The sequence below is a fragment of the Nonomuraea sp. MG754425 genome (genome assembly GCF_021699195.1).
Taxonomy (GTDB): domain Bacteria; phylum Actinomycetota; class Actinomycetes; order Streptosporangiales; family Streptosporangiaceae; genus Nonomuraea.
Window position 1 is genome coordinate 1 of sequence record NZ_SSXE01000212.1, and the last position, 15,827, is coordinate 15,827.

13 protein-coding genes are annotated in these 15,827 nt (G+C 72.7%); 6 read left to right on the forward strand and 7 right to left on the reverse strand.

What is annotated here, in order from left to right; genetic code table 11:
• Positions 1-279 precede the first annotated feature (279 nt).
• On the forward strand, positions 280-1,749 hold the full coding sequence (locus FAF44_RS44785; protein ID WP_237109541.1) for a PH domain-containing protein: 1,470 nt from the start codon (positions 280-282) through the stop codon (positions 1,747-1,749).
• 90 nt (positions 1,750-1,839) lie between these two features.
• Here the strand turns inward: FAF44_RS44785 and sepH are convergent, their stop codons facing one another.
• Positions 1,840-4,575: a septation protein SepH gene (sepH, locus tag FAF44_RS55370; protein WP_272895896.1), complete on the reverse strand. Its 2,736-nt coding sequence runs from the start codon at positions 4,573-4,575 to the stop codon at positions 1,840-1,842.
• A 160-nt stretch (positions 4,576-4,735) separates the two neighbouring features.
• Positions 4,736-5,680 (reverse strand): S8 family serine peptidase, encoded by a 945-nt coding sequence (locus FAF44_RS44795; RefSeq protein ID WP_237109542.1) that lies wholly within the window; start codon positions 5,678-5,680, stop codon positions 4,736-4,738.
• Between the two features lie 112 nt (positions 5,681-5,792).
• On the opposite strand from FAF44_RS44795, the gene FAF44_RS44800 reads away from it, so the two are divergent.
• Positions 5,793-6,548, forward strand: coding sequence for a hypothetical protein (locus FAF44_RS44800; RefSeq protein WP_237109543.1), 756 nt, complete (start codon positions 5,793-5,795; stop codon positions 6,546-6,548).
• 6 nt (positions 6,549-6,554) lie between these two features.
• Here FAF44_RS44800 and FAF44_RS44805 read toward each other — a convergent pair whose 3' ends face one another.
• The 3 genes from FAF44_RS44805 to FAF44_RS44815 all read right to left on the reverse strand — a co-directional run bounded on the left by FAF44_RS44805 (position 6,555) and on the right by FAF44_RS44815 (position 9,857).
• On the reverse strand, positions 6,555-7,832 hold the full coding sequence (locus FAF44_RS44805) for a D-arabinono-1,4-lactone oxidase (protein ID WP_237109544.1): 1,278 nt from the start codon (positions 7,830-7,832) through the stop codon (positions 6,555-6,557).
• A gap of 45 nt (positions 7,833-7,877) precedes the next feature.
• The gene (locus tag FAF44_RS44810) at positions 7,878-8,555 is read right to left on the reverse strand and encodes a polysaccharide deacetylase family protein (RefSeq protein ID WP_237109545.1); all 678 of its coding nucleotides are present in this window, start codon (positions 8,553-8,555) and stop codon (positions 7,878-7,880) included.
• Between the two features lie 99 nt (positions 8,556-8,654).
• Positions 8,655-9,857, reverse strand: coding sequence for an MFS transporter (locus FAF44_RS44815; RefSeq protein WP_237109546.1), 1,203 nt, complete (start codon positions 9,855-9,857; stop codon positions 8,655-8,657).
• Positions 9,858-9,948: 91 nt separating this feature from the next.
• On the opposite strand from FAF44_RS44815, the gene FAF44_RS44820 reads away from it, so the two are divergent.
• Complete coding sequence (locus FAF44_RS44820) at positions 9,949-11,142, forward strand: lytic transglycosylase domain-containing protein (protein ID WP_237109547.1); 1,194 nt, start codon at positions 9,949-9,951, stop codon at positions 11,140-11,142.
• Here FAF44_RS44820 and FAF44_RS44825 read toward each other — a convergent pair.
• On the reverse strand, positions 11,133-12,083 hold the full coding sequence (locus FAF44_RS44825; protein WP_237109548.1) for a ferrochelatase: 951 nt from the start codon (positions 12,081-12,083) through the stop codon (positions 11,133-11,135). The genes FAF44_RS44820 and FAF44_RS44825 overlap by 10 nt on opposite strands.
• 11 nt (positions 12,084-12,094) lie before the next feature.
• Here FAF44_RS44825 and FAF44_RS44830 point away from each other — a divergent pair, with 11 nt between their 5' ends.
• A complete protein-coding gene (locus tag FAF44_RS44830) occupies positions 12,095-14,116 on the forward strand; it encodes a S9 family peptidase (protein WP_237109549.1) in 2,022 nt (673 codons plus the stop codon).
• A complete protein-coding gene (locus FAF44_RS44835; RefSeq protein ID WP_237109550.1) occupies positions 14,116-14,940 on the forward strand; it encodes an inositol monophosphatase family protein in 825 nt (274 codons plus the stop codon). The genes FAF44_RS44830 and FAF44_RS44835 overlap by 1 nt, the downstream gene beginning before the upstream one ends.
• 120 nt (positions 14,941-15,060) lie before the next feature.
• Here FAF44_RS44835 and FAF44_RS44840 read toward each other — a convergent pair whose 3' ends face one another.
• Positions 15,061-15,225: a hypothetical protein gene (locus FAF44_RS44840; protein WP_237109551.1), complete on the reverse strand. Its 165-nt coding sequence runs from the start codon at positions 15,223-15,225 to the stop codon at positions 15,061-15,063.
• Positions 15,226-15,460: 235 nt separating this feature from the next.
• Here FAF44_RS44840 and FAF44_RS44845 point away from each other — a divergent pair.
• The coding region (locus tag FAF44_RS44845) for a response regulator (protein ID WP_237109552.1) at positions 15,461-15,827 on the forward strand (367 nt) is incomplete at its 3' end.

A 15,827-nucleotide genomic window follows, 5' to 3' on the forward strand; every position in this document is an offset into this window, starting at 1 on the left:
CCCGGCCGGCCCCTCGGCCCGAGCCCACTTCACGGCCCCGGTTCACCCCAAGACCCTGGCTCCAGCGCGGCCCAGGGTGCTGACCGGCCCCAGGACCCCGGTTCGGCCCAACGCCCCGGCTCCAGCGCGGCCCAGGGCCCCGACTCGCTGCCCGGCCCGCATCACGGCTCCGGTTCGGCTGACGGTCCCGGCTCGCCCCCCGACCCTGCCTGGCCCCATGGCTCCGTCCCGGGCCACGGCCCCGGTCTGCCTCCGGGGCCGTTCCACGGGCCGCCGCCCGTGCGGCGGGCGCCTCAGCGGCTCAGCCCGAAGGTGCTGCTCATCGACCCGGTGCGGATGTTGCCGTCCCTCCTGCTTCCCCTGGTCGGGGTGCTGTTCGTGGGGGGTTTCTCGGCCCGCTCGTACGCCTACGCGGCCGTGGGCGTCCTGGCCACCGTGGTGTTCGCGACCGTCAGATGGGCCACGTACACGTACGAGATCGTCGGCGACCGCCTGGAGACCAAGCGCTCGCTGATCAGCCGCTCCGTCCGCACCATCCCGCTCGAACGCATCCGCGGCGTCGACATCTCCACCCCGCCCCTGCACCGGCTGCTCGGCCTGACCATCCTCAAGATCGACACCGGCGCGAGCGGCGGCGAGGAGGAGGCCAAGCTCGCCGGCGTCACCCGGCACGAGGCCGAACGCCTCAGAGCCGTCCTGCTGCGCAGTGCGCCCGAGCCCGCGCCCGCGCACGCTCCCGACACCGCCGCCCGTCCCAAGGAGCAGCCGATCATCCGCGTGCCACGCAGATGGCTGCTGTACGGGCCGCTGTCCGGCGCGTACCTGCTCACCCCGTTCGCCTTCATCGGCGGCGCCATCGGGCTGGCCTTCCAGTGGGGCGACAACCTGGGGCTCAGCCAGGACGACGCGCTCAGCGCGGGCGAATGGCTCTGGGCCCACCCCTACCTCCTGCTCGCCGTCGCGGCGCTGCTCGTGCTGGCGATGCCGTTCGCGGGCGGGCTCATGTACGCGATCTTCAACTGGGGCTTCGTGCTCAAACGCCGCGACGGCTACCTGGTGGCCGAGCGCGGGCTGATCAACCGGCGCAGTGTGTCGCTGGAGTCGCAGCGGGTACGCGGCTACGAGATCGTGGACGGCCTGGCCGAACGCTGGGCCGGGGTCGTACGCGCCTGGGCCATCGTGACCGGGCTCGGCGACTCCGAGACGCGCGGGCAACTCCTGCCCGACGTCCCGCGCCGGGTGGCCTTCCAGGTGACCGGCGACGCCATCGGCCCCTACGACGCCCCGCTCCGCCCCCACCCGCCCGTGGCGCGCAGACGCCGCCTGTTCCGTTCGGTCTTTCCGTGGCTCGTGCTGTCCGCCGTCCTCGCCGCCGCCCTCTGGGCCACCGGAGGGTTCTTCTGGTGGGTCCTGCTGGTGCTGACGGTGCTCATGACGGTCGCCGGCGTGCCCCTGGGCCTCGACCGGTACGCCTCGCTCGGGCACGGCTACGACGGGCGACGCCTGTCGGTGCGGTCGGGGTCGCTGCGGCGCGCCCAGGCCGTGATCGAGCGCCGTGCCGTGGTGGGGTGGCGGCTGCGGCAGACGTGGTTCCAGCGGCAGGCCGGAGTGCTCACCCTGACCGCCGGCGTCGGGGCCGGCAAGGGGGGTTACTCGGCGATCGACGTCGCCGAGACCCAGGGGGCACGGTTCGCGGCCGAGGTGACGCCGGAGTGGCTGGCGCCGTTCCTGGAGCGCGACGGAGCCTGAGACGAGGGGGTTCCGCAGGGACTGCTGAGCGCAGGGCCCGGCCGTGGAGGGTTTTCCCGGCCGGCGGACCCGGTGCTCTGCGAACTCCCGTCAGTCCTGGCGGCGGGCGCCGAACATGATCTCGTCCCAGGTCGGCACGGAGGCCCGGCGGCCCCTCGAACCCTTGCGCGCCGGCCGCGCCGCCGGAGCGGGCGGCGGGGACGGCACCGGCACGGGCGGCTCGTCCTTGCCCTGGTCCTTGCCCGCCCGCGCCGCGGGCACCGCGGGAGCGGGCTTCGGCTTGGGCTGGGGCGCGGGCGGCTTCGTCTCCCGTACGGGCTCCGGCTGAACCGCCTTCTTCTCGGCCGCGGCCAGCTTCTCCGCGACCGGTGCCGGTGCCGGTGTCGGCTCCGGGACGGCAGGCTTCGCAGCGGCTGCCGGCTCGGTGACCACCGGTTCGGAAGTCGCCGGTTCGGGCTCGGCAGCCTCCACCGGCTCGGACGTCGTCGCCTGCTCGGAGTCGGTCGGCGCTGTCTCGGAGACAGGCTCCCCGGCCGAAACCGGCGCCGCCTCCGCAGCGGGCTGGTCAGCCACAGCGGGTGCCGTCTCGGCGGGCCGTTCGGTCGCGGCCGGTGCCGTCTCGGCGGCGGGCTGGTCGGCCGGCGCGCTCTCGGCGGCGGACCGGTCGGTCGCCGGTGCCGCCTCGGCGGCGGCCTGCGCCGACTCCACGGCCTGCGCGGGCTTCGCGGGTTCCACGGCCGGTGTGGCTTCGACGGTTCGGACGGCTTCCACGGCCCGCGCGGATTCCTCGACCTTCGCCGGTTCCGGGACACGCGTGGACCCCGAGGCGGACGCTTGGGCGGTGGCGGGACCATCGGCCGCGACGGTCTCCGCCGGCTCGACGGGTTCCGCCATGGCCGCAGGCTCGGAGACCACCGTGGGCTCGGGCTGAGCTACCGGTTCCGCGTTCGCGACGGGCTCGGTCTTGGAGTCGTCGGCCTGCGCGGCGGGTGCGTCCGCCACCTCCGGCTCCTTGACGTCTGCCGCACTCGTGTCCTGCGCAGCGGACGAGCTGGCCGCGACCGCAGGCTCCTCCGCCTGAGCGGAGGGCTGGGCCACCGGGACCGGCGCGACGGTTCCCGTGGCAGCGGGCTCCGGCGTGGTGGCGGCTGCGGAGACAGGCTGCGCCGGGGCGACAGGCGTCGGCGCGGTGACGGGAACAGGCGTGGCAGCCGCCTCCGGCGTGCTCGCCTTCGCCTCGGCACCCGACTCCACCGAGCCGGCCGCCGTGTCGGACACCGTGTCGGACACCGTGTCGGCCGCTGCGCCGGTCACCGCATCCGTGGTGGTACCGCCAACCGGGTCGCCAACCGGGTCGCCAACCGGGTCGGTCACGGCATCGGCGACCACCGGCGCGTCGGCGGCGGGCTCCCGGACATCGGGCGCACTGGACACCACGACCTCGGCAGCGGGCGCCGCCGTGGGCACAGGCTGGTCGGCGGGCGGTGCGGACGGCCGGTCAGCGGCCTCCACCACGGCCCGCTCCACAGGCTGAACGACGGCCCGCTCCTCGGGCCGCTCGGCGGACGCGGCGACCCCATCACCGCTCTGCGTAACGGGCTGACCAGCGGGCCGGTCGATCGGCTCGGCAGGCGGCGCGGACGGCTGGGCCTGCGCGACGTGCTGCCCCTCGGCACCACGCTCATGAACGGGACCACCGCCGGGCGATGCGACCGGACGATCCTGCACCACCGGCGCCTCGGCAACCGGCCGCGACGCCGGCGAACCGTCAGGACGCGCCTCGGGCCGACTGTCGGGCCGGGCGTCCGGACGGGCGGTCGGCCGCATGTCGGGACGGGCCGCAGGCGGGCCGGCCGGCGCGTAGATGGACTCGCTCTCCCCGCGCCCGGCACCCTCCCCGCGCCCGGCACTGAAGTCGGGCAGCCACGGCGAAGACCCGCCACGGCGGGACGAACTGTCGCCGGGACGGGCATAACCGGTTTCGCGGGCCGGCGTTTCAGGCCGGTAGGGCTCGCGGGACGGCGGCTCCTCCCTGACAGGAGGCTCGTAGGAGTGCGCCTCGCGCGTCGGCGTGAAGGCCGGCTCGGACCTGGGCGGCGGGTAGCCGACCGCCGGCTCCCCGGGTTCGCCCCGTAGCACGGAGGGGAACGGCAGCGTCTCGGACGAGAGCGGCGGCACCGGCTGCAGCTTGGCCACCCGCGGCGCGAACGGTGTCACCGTGGTGTCCTCCACCACGGCGGGGTTGGGGTCGAAGTCGGCGGCCGACAGGCGCAGGGCCTCGTCGCCGTGCGGGGTGACGTGCCGCTTGCGCGGGTCGAAGAGCCATTCGGCGTGGCGGGTGTGACCGTTCCAGACGTAGCCGAGCTTGACCCGCCACAGGCCGTCGTCGCGCTTGGCGGAGTCCCAGTCGATCTCGTCGGTGGGCACGCCGCGCCTGGTCAGCCGCTCGGCGACGAGGTCGCCCAGGGTGGGCCCGGGCGCGGACTCGCCCGGCATCCGCACGGCGACGCGTTGCGCCTGCTGGGCGACGTACTCCCGTTCCTGGAGCACAGGGCCCTCGAACCAGCGGACACGCTCGACCGGGATGCCGGCGGTCGCGGCGATCTCCTCCGCCGTCTCTCCGGCTCGGATGCGGGCCTGGATCTCCTTGGGGCGCAACGGACTCTCCACTTCGATCTCGTACTGGCCGAGACGGGAGAAGTTGCCGCGGACGGCAGCACGGAGCCGGTCGTCCACGGGAAGCGTGAAGCGCGTACCTCGTCCGGCAGTAGCCAGCACGAGGTAGGTGCCGTCCTCACTCACCGCGACGAGTCGGAGCTCCTGCATGCGAGTCCCTTCGTCAGCGTCGCCATTCTTCCCCCGGACCCTTGAGTCTCTCGCGTGTGCCGGTTGCCTGCCAGCACCGTACCCGGCATGTCCGAACATCGCCTTGCTCGGATAGCCCAGCGACGATGTGACGCCGGTCACATTTGTGGAATCCATCCCTCTAGAGCCCGCCGTTGCGTACCAGGAGGTTATGTGGCCTCGACGGGTTCTGGCGAATCGCGCTCCGGGCCGTTGTGCACTCCAGCCAGGCGGAAAGGGCGGAGGGGTCGGTGTCCGGGTGGCGTCCGAGGTGACGGGCGGCGGCCCCGGCTAGGTGCGGGGCGTGCGCGGAGAACGCCCGGCCGTCCGGGGAGAGTCTGCAGGGCTCGCCGTCGGCGGCGCCGACGACGAACACGCCCGTGCGCATCAGGGACCGGGAAGCCCTGGTCAGGGCGGGGGAGTCGGCGCCGTCGAGGGACAGGTTCGCGACCGACGGGCCACGGGCGTGGCGGTGGATCCAGTCGAGGCCCGCCAGCACGTCGGCGAGCGTGCCGGCGCCGCCGCAGCCGAGCACCCGCACGGAGGCGATCTGCGCCTTCGGCGCGGCGTGGTGGGCGCGGGCGGCGACGCGGGTGCCGTGCCGGCCGCAGGCGCGGCCGGTGCCGCCGGTGGCGTCGAAGGCGCGCCAGACCCGGTCGCCGAACCTGGTCCGGCGGGTCGCGACGCCGCTGTCCAGGACGTACATGGTGACGCCCGCGCCGCCCCGCGCCGCGCGCGGGCGCTGCGGCGCGCGGACGGCCATGGAATGGATCTCGCGGTCCGGCTCGATCGTGCGGACGCGCGAGTCGGCGCGCAGCTCGTCGAGCTCGGTGGGAGTGAGGAAGGTGGCGAAGCCCGGCAACGCGGACGTGTAGTACCGGGCCACCCGCCAGCGCACCTCGCCGACGAGGTCGCGGGCGGCCTCCCGGTTACGGGCGGTGACGATGTACGGGCGGGCGGGTTCGGCATGGGCTCGATGCACGGCGAGCCCCGCGGCGGGCGTCATGGCGAGAGGGACGGCGGTCGTGGCGGCCGTTGCCACGGCCGCGGCGAGATATACGGAGGGCAGGCCGAGTCGTCGGGGCACGAGTGGCAAGGATGCCTGTCACGCAGCTCACAGGAACAACACGACACGCGCTCGCGTCTATTCACGAGACAGCTCTTTACCGAACGCGGGGCAAGGAAGGAATGATCCGGGGATGAGCGGCGAGCAGCGGAAGTTCGAGCTGAGCATGCCGCAGATTCTCGGCAGCGCCCTGGCCGCGGTGACCGCGGCGGTGGCGGCGTCGTACCTCGGCGTGGCGGGCACCGTGATCGGGGCGGCGGTGGTCAGCGTCGCCAGCACGATCGCCACGTCCGTCTACACGCACTATCTCAAGCAGACGGGGGAGCGGGTCAAGCAGCACACCCCGCGGATGACGCGCCGCGAGGAGCGGCAGGAGCCGGAGGCGGACGAGCGCGCGGACGACGACGCCACGCTGGTGCTGCCCGCCGTCCGGCGGCGGCTGCCGTGGGTGCGGCTCGGCGCGGCGACGGTGCTCGTGTTCGGGGTGAGCATGGGCAGCATCCTGGCCTACCAGGCGCTGGCCCAGCAGACCGTGCACGAGCAGGTCACCGGCAAGACCCCGGCCGAGGCGCGCAAGCGCGAGCAGGACCGGGACCAGGATCGGGAGCGGGCCACGGTCCCGACGTGGACGCCGGAGCAGCGGCAGGAGCCCGCCTCCCCCGTGCCGGACACCACCGCCGGGGTCACGCCCGGTCCGTCCCCGAGCCCGGTCCCGACGCCGAGCCGGACGCCGACCGCGCGCCCCACGCCGGAGCCGACGCCCACGCCGTCGGGTTCGGTGGAGCCGTCGCAGGAGGGCACGCCCAGCGCGCCGCCGCCCACGTCGGAGGAGCCCGACGCGGGGGAGCAGGAGCCGTCGCAGCCGGAGCAGGTCACGCCGCCCGGCTGATCCGGCTCATCCCAGGACGGTGTCCAGGTAGGCGTTGGTGAACAGGCGATCGGGGTCGAGGCGGTCGCGCAGGGCGACGAAGTCGGCGAACCGCGGATACACCTTGCCCAGGTAGGCGGCGTCGCGGGTGTGCAGCTTGCCCCAGTGGGGACGGCCGTCCAGGCGGGTCATGATCTCCTCGACGCCCTCGAAGTACTCGGGGTTGGGCGTCGGCCGGTAGACGTGGCAGGCGACGTACGCCGACGGCCGGCCGTACGCGGTGGACAGCCACGCGTCGCTGGGCGGCGTCACCCGCACCTCCACCGGGAAGGTGATCTTCCAGTCCATCCGCTCGACCAGGTCGCGCGTCTCGCGCAGCGCCTGGGCCAGGCATTCGCGCGGTACGGCGTACTCCATCTCCAGGAAGCGCACGTCCCGCCGCGCGGTGAACGCCCGGTACGACACGTCCACCGACTCCGACTCCCCGAGCGCCGCCGCGCTGAGCGTGTTGATCCGCGGGATCAGGCCGGGCAGGCGGGCGCCGAGCGCGCAGGCCGCGCCGAAGACGGTGTTCTCCAGGAAGACGGTGTCCAGCCAGCGGCGGAAGGCGGCCGGGGGGCGGGCCGGTCCGGGGCTGCGGTTGTTGGTCTTGACCAGGCACGCCTCGGTGTGCGGCAGCCAGAAGAAGTCGAGGTGCTCGTTGGCGGAGGTCAACTCGTCGAGTGAGCCGACGATGTCGCCGAGGGGGAGCCGGCGCCGCCGGTTGTGCAGCAGGAACGCGGGTTCGACCCGCAGGGTGACGGCCGTCAGGACGCCGAGCGCGCCCAGTCCCACCCGGGCCGCGTCGAACAGTTCCTGTCCGGGCGAGACGGTGGCCACCGAGCCGTCGGCCAGCACCAGTTCCAGCTCCACGACCTGGTCGGCGAGGCCGCCGCTGTCGCGTCCGGTGCCGTGGGTGCCGGTCTGGATGGCGCCCGCGACGGTCTGCTCGGTGATGTCGCCCATGTTCGCCAGGGCCAGGCCGTGCCCGGCGAGTTGTTCGTTCAGCACCCGCAGCGGGGTGCCGGCCAGCACGGTGACGCGGTCGTCGTCCCGTGACCTGATCCCGGTGAGCGCGCCGGGCCGCAGCATGATGCCGTCGGTGAGGGCGGCCCCGGTGAAGGAGTGGCCGGTGCCCACCATGCGGACCCGCCGTCCGGAGGCGGCGGCGTCCTGGACGGCGCGCGCGACGTCCTCGACGGAGGACGGGACGCGCACCTCGGCGGGGGTGCCCGACTGGTTGCGCGCCCAGTTGACGAAGGTCATGGGCACCCCCTCCAGAGCATCGTTCCGACTAAACGTGAACGATACTCACTTCTCCCAGCCCTCGGGAACGGGGTAGATGTCGCCCGGCTCCAGGCTCTCGCCCTTGATCACGTCGGAGACCGTGACCAGGTGGTAACCCTTGTTCTGCAGGGTCTTGATCAGTGAGGGCATGCCGTCCACCGTCTGCTTCACCCAGTCGTGCATGAGGATGATGCCGTTCGGCTTGGCCACCGCCAGGGTCTGCTTCTGGATGGCCTCGACGTTCTTGGTGCTCCAGTCCTGCGAGCCGGCGGTCCACAGGATCATCGGCATGCCGAACTCGGCGGCGATGTCGGAGACCTGGAGGTCGGCCAGCCCGTACGGCGGGCGCAGCAGCTTGGGCTCGACGCCCGCCGCCTTCTTCACCGCGTCCTGGGTCTTCTTGATCTCGCTCTTGATCGTCCCGGCTTCGCTCTTGGTGAAGTCGGGGTGGCTGTAGCTGTGGTTGCCGAGCTCGTGGCCCTCGGCGGCCATGCGCTTGACGTAGGAGGGGCGGCTCTTCACGTACTGGCCCTCAAGGAAGAACGTCGCCTTCGCGTTGTGCTTTTTGAGCGTGTCGAGCAGCGTTCCCGCGTACTTGCCCGGCCCGTCATCGAAGGTCAGCGCGATGCACTTGACCTGCGAGCAGTCGACGGGCTCCTTCTTCGGGGCCTGGGCGAAGGCCGGCGCCGGGGCAAGCGTCACGCAAACAGCGGCGATAGCTAGAAGTGAACTGATTTGTCGGGACATAACTAATGCTTCCGGTGTGATGGGTGTTGCGAGGGATCTCCCGACCGTAGCGGATCAGCTCTCCGAGGGTGAAGCAGCCTCGGGAAGTCTCAGCAAACCCGAACCTCCGATGCCCACGACCACGGCGACCGCCGCCGCGGCGACGGAGAAGACGTACGCGCTGGACGAGCCGTACTCCTGCGTGATGTGCCCGCCGGCCCACGCGCCCGCCGCCACGCCGAACCCGATGGCCGTGGAGATCCACGCCATGCCCTCGGTGAGCAGCGCCGGCGGCACCAGGCGCTCGGTGAGCGAGAAGGCCGTGATGAGCGTCGGTGAGATCGCGAACCCGGCCAGGAACAGGGCCCCGGCCATCACCCACAGGCTGTCGATGAACATGATCGGCACCAGGCCCACCATGAACAGGGCCAGCGCCCGGACGAACCGCGCGCGCAGCGAGATCCGCCAGGACCGGGAGCCGAACCAGAGCCCCGACACCATCGACCCGCCCGCGAACGTGGCCAGCAGGAACCCCGAGGCCGCCTTGGCGCCGTGCTCCTCCGCGAAGGCCACCGTGGTCAGGTCGACCGAGCCGAAGATCGCGCCCAGCGCCAGGGAGACGCAGGCCAGCATGGCGACGCCGGGGATGAGGATGGGCGAGCCCGACGTCTGCCTGGCCTCCCGCACCGGCGGCTGGGTGCCCCGCTGGGCCGCCAGCGCCAGCGAACCGGCCACCATGCACAGCAGCGCCACGATCAGGCCCGCGTACGGGTTCACGACCGTCGCCAGCACCGTGACCAGCGCGGGTCCGGCGACGAAGACGACCTCGTCGGCCACCGACTCGAAGGAGAACGCGGTGTGCAGCCGCCCCGACCCGCCGTACAGGACCGACCAGCGGGCCCGCACCATCGAGCCGATCGACAACGACGTGGCGCCCACGATCAGCCCGGCCGCGTAGAACGTCCAGTCGGGCAGGCCCGCTCCGGCGAGCAGCATGAGGGCCGCCAGCGCGAAGGCGTTGACGACGACGAACGGCGGGATCACCCGTCCCTGCCCGAACCGGTCCACCAGCCGGCCCGACATGGGGGCGGCGATCGCGAAGGCCACGTTGGTGACGGCCGAGACCGCGCCGGCGATCGCGTAGTCGGCGGTGAGGGTCGAGATCAGCAGGATGATGCCGATGCCCTGCATCGACATCGGCATCCGGCCGATCAGCCCGGCCAGGACGAAGGCCTTGACCCCGGGCCTTTCGAACAACCCCTTGTAAGGCCCGACCACGCTGTTTCCCCCTTACGAAAGCAGCTAACCATTGCGCACTTATGTCGGGATAGCAAGTGGTTTAAGGCGCACGTGAGTTAACGTGTCCCGAGTGTCCGGTCTTCCCACGTTCCGCGCGGTCATGCTCATGGTCATCGCCGTGCTCACGGTCACCGTGGCGGCCGGCGGCGTCGTGGTGATCCTGGACGACGACCTGCTCGGCAGCGTCTCGGAACCGGCGCCCTCACCAGCCCGTACGCGCCAGGCGAGCCCGAGCCCCTCGGCCGCGCCCCGGCTCGACCAGATCGTGCCCACGGCCGCGCCCGTCAAGGACTTCGGCGAGGGCGGCCCCGGCGTCACCTCGACACCGGCCCGCGTGCTGGCCATCGCCGCGGGCGGGGTGCCCAAGGAGACCAGGCTCAGCCTGGCCCGGCTCAGGCACGTGCAGAAGGTGACCGTGGTGGACGCCGGCGCGGTCAAGGTCTCCGGCACCGGCCTGAACCTGCTGGCCGTGGACCCGGCCGACTTCCGCTCCTGGACGCCGCAGCCGGTCGCCGACCAGCCCGCCGTGTGGAGCGCGCTGGCCAGGGGCGAACTGGTCGCCGAGGCGCGGACCATGCGCAAGTACAGCATGATCCTGGGCGCCATGTACCAGGTGGACGGCGGGCCCAGACTGCGCGTGGCGGCCTCGGCCACGCTCGGGCTGACCGGCGTGGACGGGCTGGTCAGCGCCGACCTGGGCCGGTCGCTGGGGTTCGCCCAGGGTGTCGCGGTGCTGCTGCACGGCAAGGAGGGCAAGATCGGCGAGTCCGGCGTGCGCAAACTGCTCGGCAAGGACGCCCAGGTCGTCCTGCTCGACGCCGCCGCCCGCGCCCCGAAGCAGCAGCAGCCGGCCCAGGAGCAGCCGCAGCAGGTCACCGTGGGCCGGCCGGGCAGCTACCTGGAGCTCTACAAGGCCGCCGCCACCCGCTGCCCCGGCCTGTCCTGGACGGTGCTGGCCGCGATCGGGCAGGTGGAGAGCGGGCACGGCCGCAACAACGGGCCGTCGAGCGCGGGGGCGCTGGGGCCCATGCAGTTCATGCCCGCCACCTGGAAGCACTACGGCGTGGACGGCGACGGCGACGGCGAGAAGGACATCTGGAGCCCGTACGACGCCGTGCCCGGCGCGGCGAACTACCTGTGCGCCAACAAGGCCGGGCAGGGCGGCGAGAAGCTGCGCAAGGCGATCTGGTTCTACAACCACTCGTGGGACTACGTGAACAAGGTCATGTCGATCGCCGAGGCGTACGCGCGCGCCTACGCCTGAGGACGCCTGCGGGGCGGCGGGCAGCAGGTCAGCGCGCAGGGCACCGGCTCCGGCTCCTCCAGCAACTCGCGCACCATCCGGACGAAACGCGGGTGCGTGCCGGCCGTGGCCGCCCGCTCCAGCGGCAGGCCGATCTCCGCCGCCACCGCCCTGGCCTCGGTGTCGAGGTCGTAGACGACCTCCATGTGGTCGGAGACGAACCCGATCGGCACCAGCACCACGGCCGGCGCCTCGATCTTGCGCAGGTGGTCGCAGACGTCCGGCTCCAGCCACGGCACCTGCGGCGGGCCGCTGCGCGACTGCCACACGAGGTCCCACGGCTGCGTGCGGCCGAGCGCCCGGTTGACCAGTTCGGCGCTGCGGCGGAGCTGGGCCTCGTACAGGCCGCCCTCGGGGCCGGCGGTCTCGGCCATGGAGACCGGGATGCTGTGCGCGGTGAAGACCAGCCTGGCGTCGTCGCGGCCGAGCCGCTCCAGCGCCGCCCGCGTGTGCGCGGCCATGGTCTCCACGAAGCCGGGGTGCTCGCCGTAGTGGCGCAGCTTGACCAGTTCGGGGCCGTCCGCGACGGAGATCCGCGCGATGTCCTCGTAGTACTGGCGGCAACTGGAGTAGCCCGCGAACGCGGACGTGGCGAACACGGCGGCCTTGCGGATCCCGTCGGCCTTCATCCGGCGCACGGTCTCCTCGCCGAACGGGTGCCAGTTGCGGTTGCCCCAGTAGACCGGCACTCCGGCGACCGGGCGCAGCGCCTCGACCAGGTCGCGGTTCTGCTGGTTGATCGGGCTGACCCCGCCGAAGCCCTGGTAGTGCTCGGCCACTTCGAGCAGGCGCTCGCGCGGCACGCCACGCCCGCGAACGACGTTCTCCAGGAACGGCAGCACGTCGTCGGGACCCTCCGGGCCGCCGAAAGACAGGACCAGCAAGGCGTCGTAAATTCCCACGTGACAACCCTATGCGGGAGTGTCCCCGGTCCCTGCCGCGAGGTAGGTTCGGTCGGGTGAGCGCATTCAACGACATTCGTGACTATGTGGCCATCCCACGGGTCCTCTCCCTCCGGCTCTCGCCGGACGGGTCCAGGTTGATCTCCGCCGTCCAGTCACTCAACCCCGACGGCAAGTCGTTCGGCACCGCGCTCTGGGCCGTCCCCCTCGACGGGGAACCGTACCGGCTGACGCGTTCCACCAAGGGCGAGTCCGCCGCGGTCTTCACCGCCTCGGGTGACGTCCTGTTCTCCTCCTCCCGCCCTGACCCGACCGTCAAGGACGGCGGCGAGGAGACTCCCGCGCTGTGGCTGCTGCCGCGGGCCGGCGGCGAGGCCCGCCAGGTGGCCTCCAGGCCCGGCGGCATCGGCTCCGTGCGCACGGCCGGCGACGTGGTCGTGTTCGCCGCCGACGTCCTCGACGGCGAGGAGTCGGCCGACGAGGAGAAGCGTAAGGCCCGCAAGGAGGCCGGGATCTCCGCCATCCTGCACGAGGGCTACCCCGTGCGGTACTGGGACCACGACCTCGGCCCCGGCCGGCCCAGGCTGTTCGCGGCCCGGCTCGGCGGCGACCGGCTGGAGGACGTGCGCGACCTGACCCCCGACGCGGGCGACGCGCTGCGCGAGGGCACGTTCGAGCTGTCCCCCGACGGCGCCACCGTGGTCACCACCTGGCGCGAGTACCTGCCCAGGGGCGAGTGGCGCACCGGCCTGGCCGCCATCGACGTGGCCACCGGCGAGCGGCGTGTGCTGCTGTCCGACCCGGCCTACGACTTCACCGGGCCGCTGGCGATCTCCCCCGACGGCACCAGGATCGTCTGCTCCCGCGAGCGGATCACCGGCGTGGACGTCCCGGCGCGCAGCGAGTTGTGGATCGCCGACCTCGTCACCGGCGAGGGCCGCGGCTACGCGCCCGACCTGTGGGCCGCGGACGTCGACTGGGCGCCCGACTCGTCGGCCGTCTACATCGCCGCCGACCATCAGGGCCGCCGCCCGGTCTTCCGCGTCCCGCTGGACGGCGAGCCCACCAGGCTCACCCAGGACGACGCCTCCTACCTGGCCCTCAACCCCTCGCCCGACGGCCGCTGGGTCTACGCCCTGCGCAGCGCCGTCAACCTCGCGCCCGCCCCGGCCAGGATCGACGTCGCCACCGGCGAGATCGCCGACCTGCCCTCGCCCGCGCCGCGCCCCGAGGTGACCGGCACGCTCACCGAGGTCACCGCCACCGCCGACGACGGCACCGTCATCCGCGGCTGGCTCGCCCTGCCCGAGGGCGCCTCCGCCGCCAGCCCCGCGCCGTTCGTGCTGTTCATCCACGGCGGCCCGCTCGGCTCCTGGAACGACTGGCAGTGGCGCTGGCAGTCGTGGATCCTGGCCCAGCACGGTTACGCCGTCCTCATGCCCGACCCGTGCATGTCCACCGGCTACGGCCAGGAGATGATCGACCGCGGCTGGGGCGACTGGGGCCCGCGCACCCAGGCCGACCTCGACGTGATCGTGGACGCCGCCCTGGCCAGGGACGACATCGACAGCGAGCGCATCGCCGCGATGGGCGGCTCGTTCGGCGGCTACATGGCCAACTGGCTGGCCGGTCACACCGACCGCTACCGGGCCATCGTCACCCACGCCTCGCTGTGGAACCTCGACCAGTTCGGCGGCACCACCGACGCCTCCATGTACTGGCAGCGCGAGTTCGGCCTGCCCGGCGCCGAGCGCTACTCCCTGCTGTCCCCGCACAACTCCCTCGACAAGATCACCACCCCGATGCTCGTCATCCACGGCGACAAGGACTACCGGGTGCCGATCGGCGAGGCGCTGCGGCTGTGGTGGGACCTGCGGCGCACCGAGGTCGACTCGAAGTTCCTCTACTTCCCCGACGAGAACCACTGGATCCTCAAGCCCGGCAACATCATCGCCTGGTACGAGACCGTCCTCGCCTTCCTCGGCCGGCACGTGCTCGGCCAGGAGTGGAAGCGCCCGGACTCGGTGGCGTGATGACCCTCCCCGACATGACCGGCCCCGACATGACCGGCGCCGATTTCCTGCGGCTGGCCGAGGAGATCGCCCGCGAGGCCGGCGACATGCTGCTGGCCAAGCGGCCCACGATGTCCGGCGAGATCGAGACCAAGTCCAGCCCCACCGACGTGGTGACCGCCCTGGACAAGGCGTCCGAGGAGCTCATCCGCGAGCGCGTCCTGGCCGCCCGGCCGGGCGACCGGATCCTCGGCGAGGAGGGCGGCGAGGAGGGCGGCGACTCCGGCGTGCGCTGGATCGTCGACCCGATCGACGGCACCGTCAACTTCCTGTACGGCCTGCCCGACTGGGCCGTGTCGATCGCCGTCGAGGTGAACGGCGAGGTCGTGGCCGGGGTCGTCAACGTGCCGCAGCGCGGCGAGGTCTACACCGCGGTGCGCGGCGAGGGCGCCTGGCTCGGGTCCGGGCGGCTGCGCTGCAACACGGGGGTGCCGCTGGCGCAGGCCCTGGTCGCGACCGGCTTCGGCTACTTCCAGGCCCGGCGGGCTGTGCAGGGCGAGGTCGTGGCCCAGGTGCTGCCCCGCGTGCGGGACATCCGGCGCGGCGGCTCGTGCGCCGTCGATCTGTGCTCGCTGGCCGCGGGCCGGGTGGACGCCTACTACGAGCGCGGCGTCAACCAGTGGGACTTCGCGGCGGCCGGGCTGGTGGCCACCGAGTCTGGTGCCCGGCTCGAAGGTCTCGGCGGGCGTCCGGTCAGCCCCGACTTCGCGTTGTGCGCGGCCCAGGGGCTGTTCGAGGAGTTGCACGCGCTGCTGGCGCCGCTGAACCCCGAACGCGACGCCTGACGCGCCGTCGTCCGAGGCCGCGTCAGGACCAGGCGACGGCCAGGGGACGGCCAGGGGACGGCCGGAGGACGGATGGACGGAACGGCCGGAGCCTCGTTGCTCCGGCCGTTTCCCGTGGAGCTAGCGGGGCAACGGGACGCCGTGATCGTTGGCCAGCCGGCGCAGGTCTTCGATCTCGGCGGTGAGGGTGTCGGCGAGGTAGTCGTCGCCGGCGCAACGGGCCTCACGAAGGCCCTTGTAAGCCTGGTCGAGGCGGTGTTCGATCGTGGTCGTGAACTCGCCCATCTCACCTACTCTCTAGGGGTCTGAACCGTGTAAGGGCGATGTTTCCCCCAACGCCGGATGAAGTCCGGGCAAGGGGTGTCCCGCAGGCATACCCCGCCGTGTCCGCTTCCGAAACATGAATTTCTCGCCGTCACCCTCACACCGGGGGTCAACCGACCCCTGAACATGCCTTACCGTGCGCTTATCGAGCCTGTGGGCAGAATGAGGGCCCAGAATCGGAGAGAGGTGTTCTGGCGTGCGGGTGCTGGTTGTTGAGGATGAGCGGGTGCTCGCCGACGCGATCGCGACGGGGCTGCGGCGCGAGGCCATGGCGGTGGACGTCGCCTACGACGGCGGGGGCGCCCTGGAACGCACCTCCTACATCGACTACGACGTGATCGTGCTCGACCGCGACCTGCCGGTGGTGCACGGCGACGAGGTGTGCCGGCGCCTGGTGGAGCAGCGTACGGCCTCGCGGATCCTGATGCTGACCGCCTCGGGCGACGTGGACGACAAGGTGGAGGGCCTCGGCCTGGGGGCCGACGACTACCTGGCCAAGCCGTTCGTGTTCATCGAGCTGGTCGCGCGGGTGCGCGCGCTCGGCCGCCGCTCCGCCCCCGCCC

Excerpts from the sequence above, each read along its gene's own strand:
- sepH (WP_272895896.1), bottom strand. The coding sequence starts at position 4,575 with ATGCAGGAGCTCCGACTCGTCGCGGTGAGTGAGGACGGCACCTACCTC.
- FAF44_RS44800 (WP_237109543.1), top strand. The coding sequence starts at position 5,793 with ATGAGCGGCGAGCAGCGGAAGTTCGAGCTGAGCATGCCGCAGATTCTC.
- FAF44_RS44805 (WP_237109544.1), bottom strand. The coding sequence starts at position 7,832 with ATGACCTTCGTCAACTGGGCGCGCAACCAGTCGGGCACCCCCGCCGAG.
- FAF44_RS44830 (WP_237109549.1), top strand. The coding sequence starts at position 12,095 with ATGCGGGAGTGTCCCCGGTCCCTGCCGCGAGGTAGGTTCGGTCGGGTG.
- FAF44_RS44835 (WP_237109550.1), top strand. The coding sequence starts at position 14,116 with ATGACCCTCCCCGACATGACCGGCCCCGACATGACCGGCGCCGATTTC.
- FAF44_RS44840 (WP_237109551.1), bottom strand. The coding sequence starts at position 15,225 with ATGGGCGAGTTCACGACCACGATCGAACACCGCCTCGACCAGGCTTAC.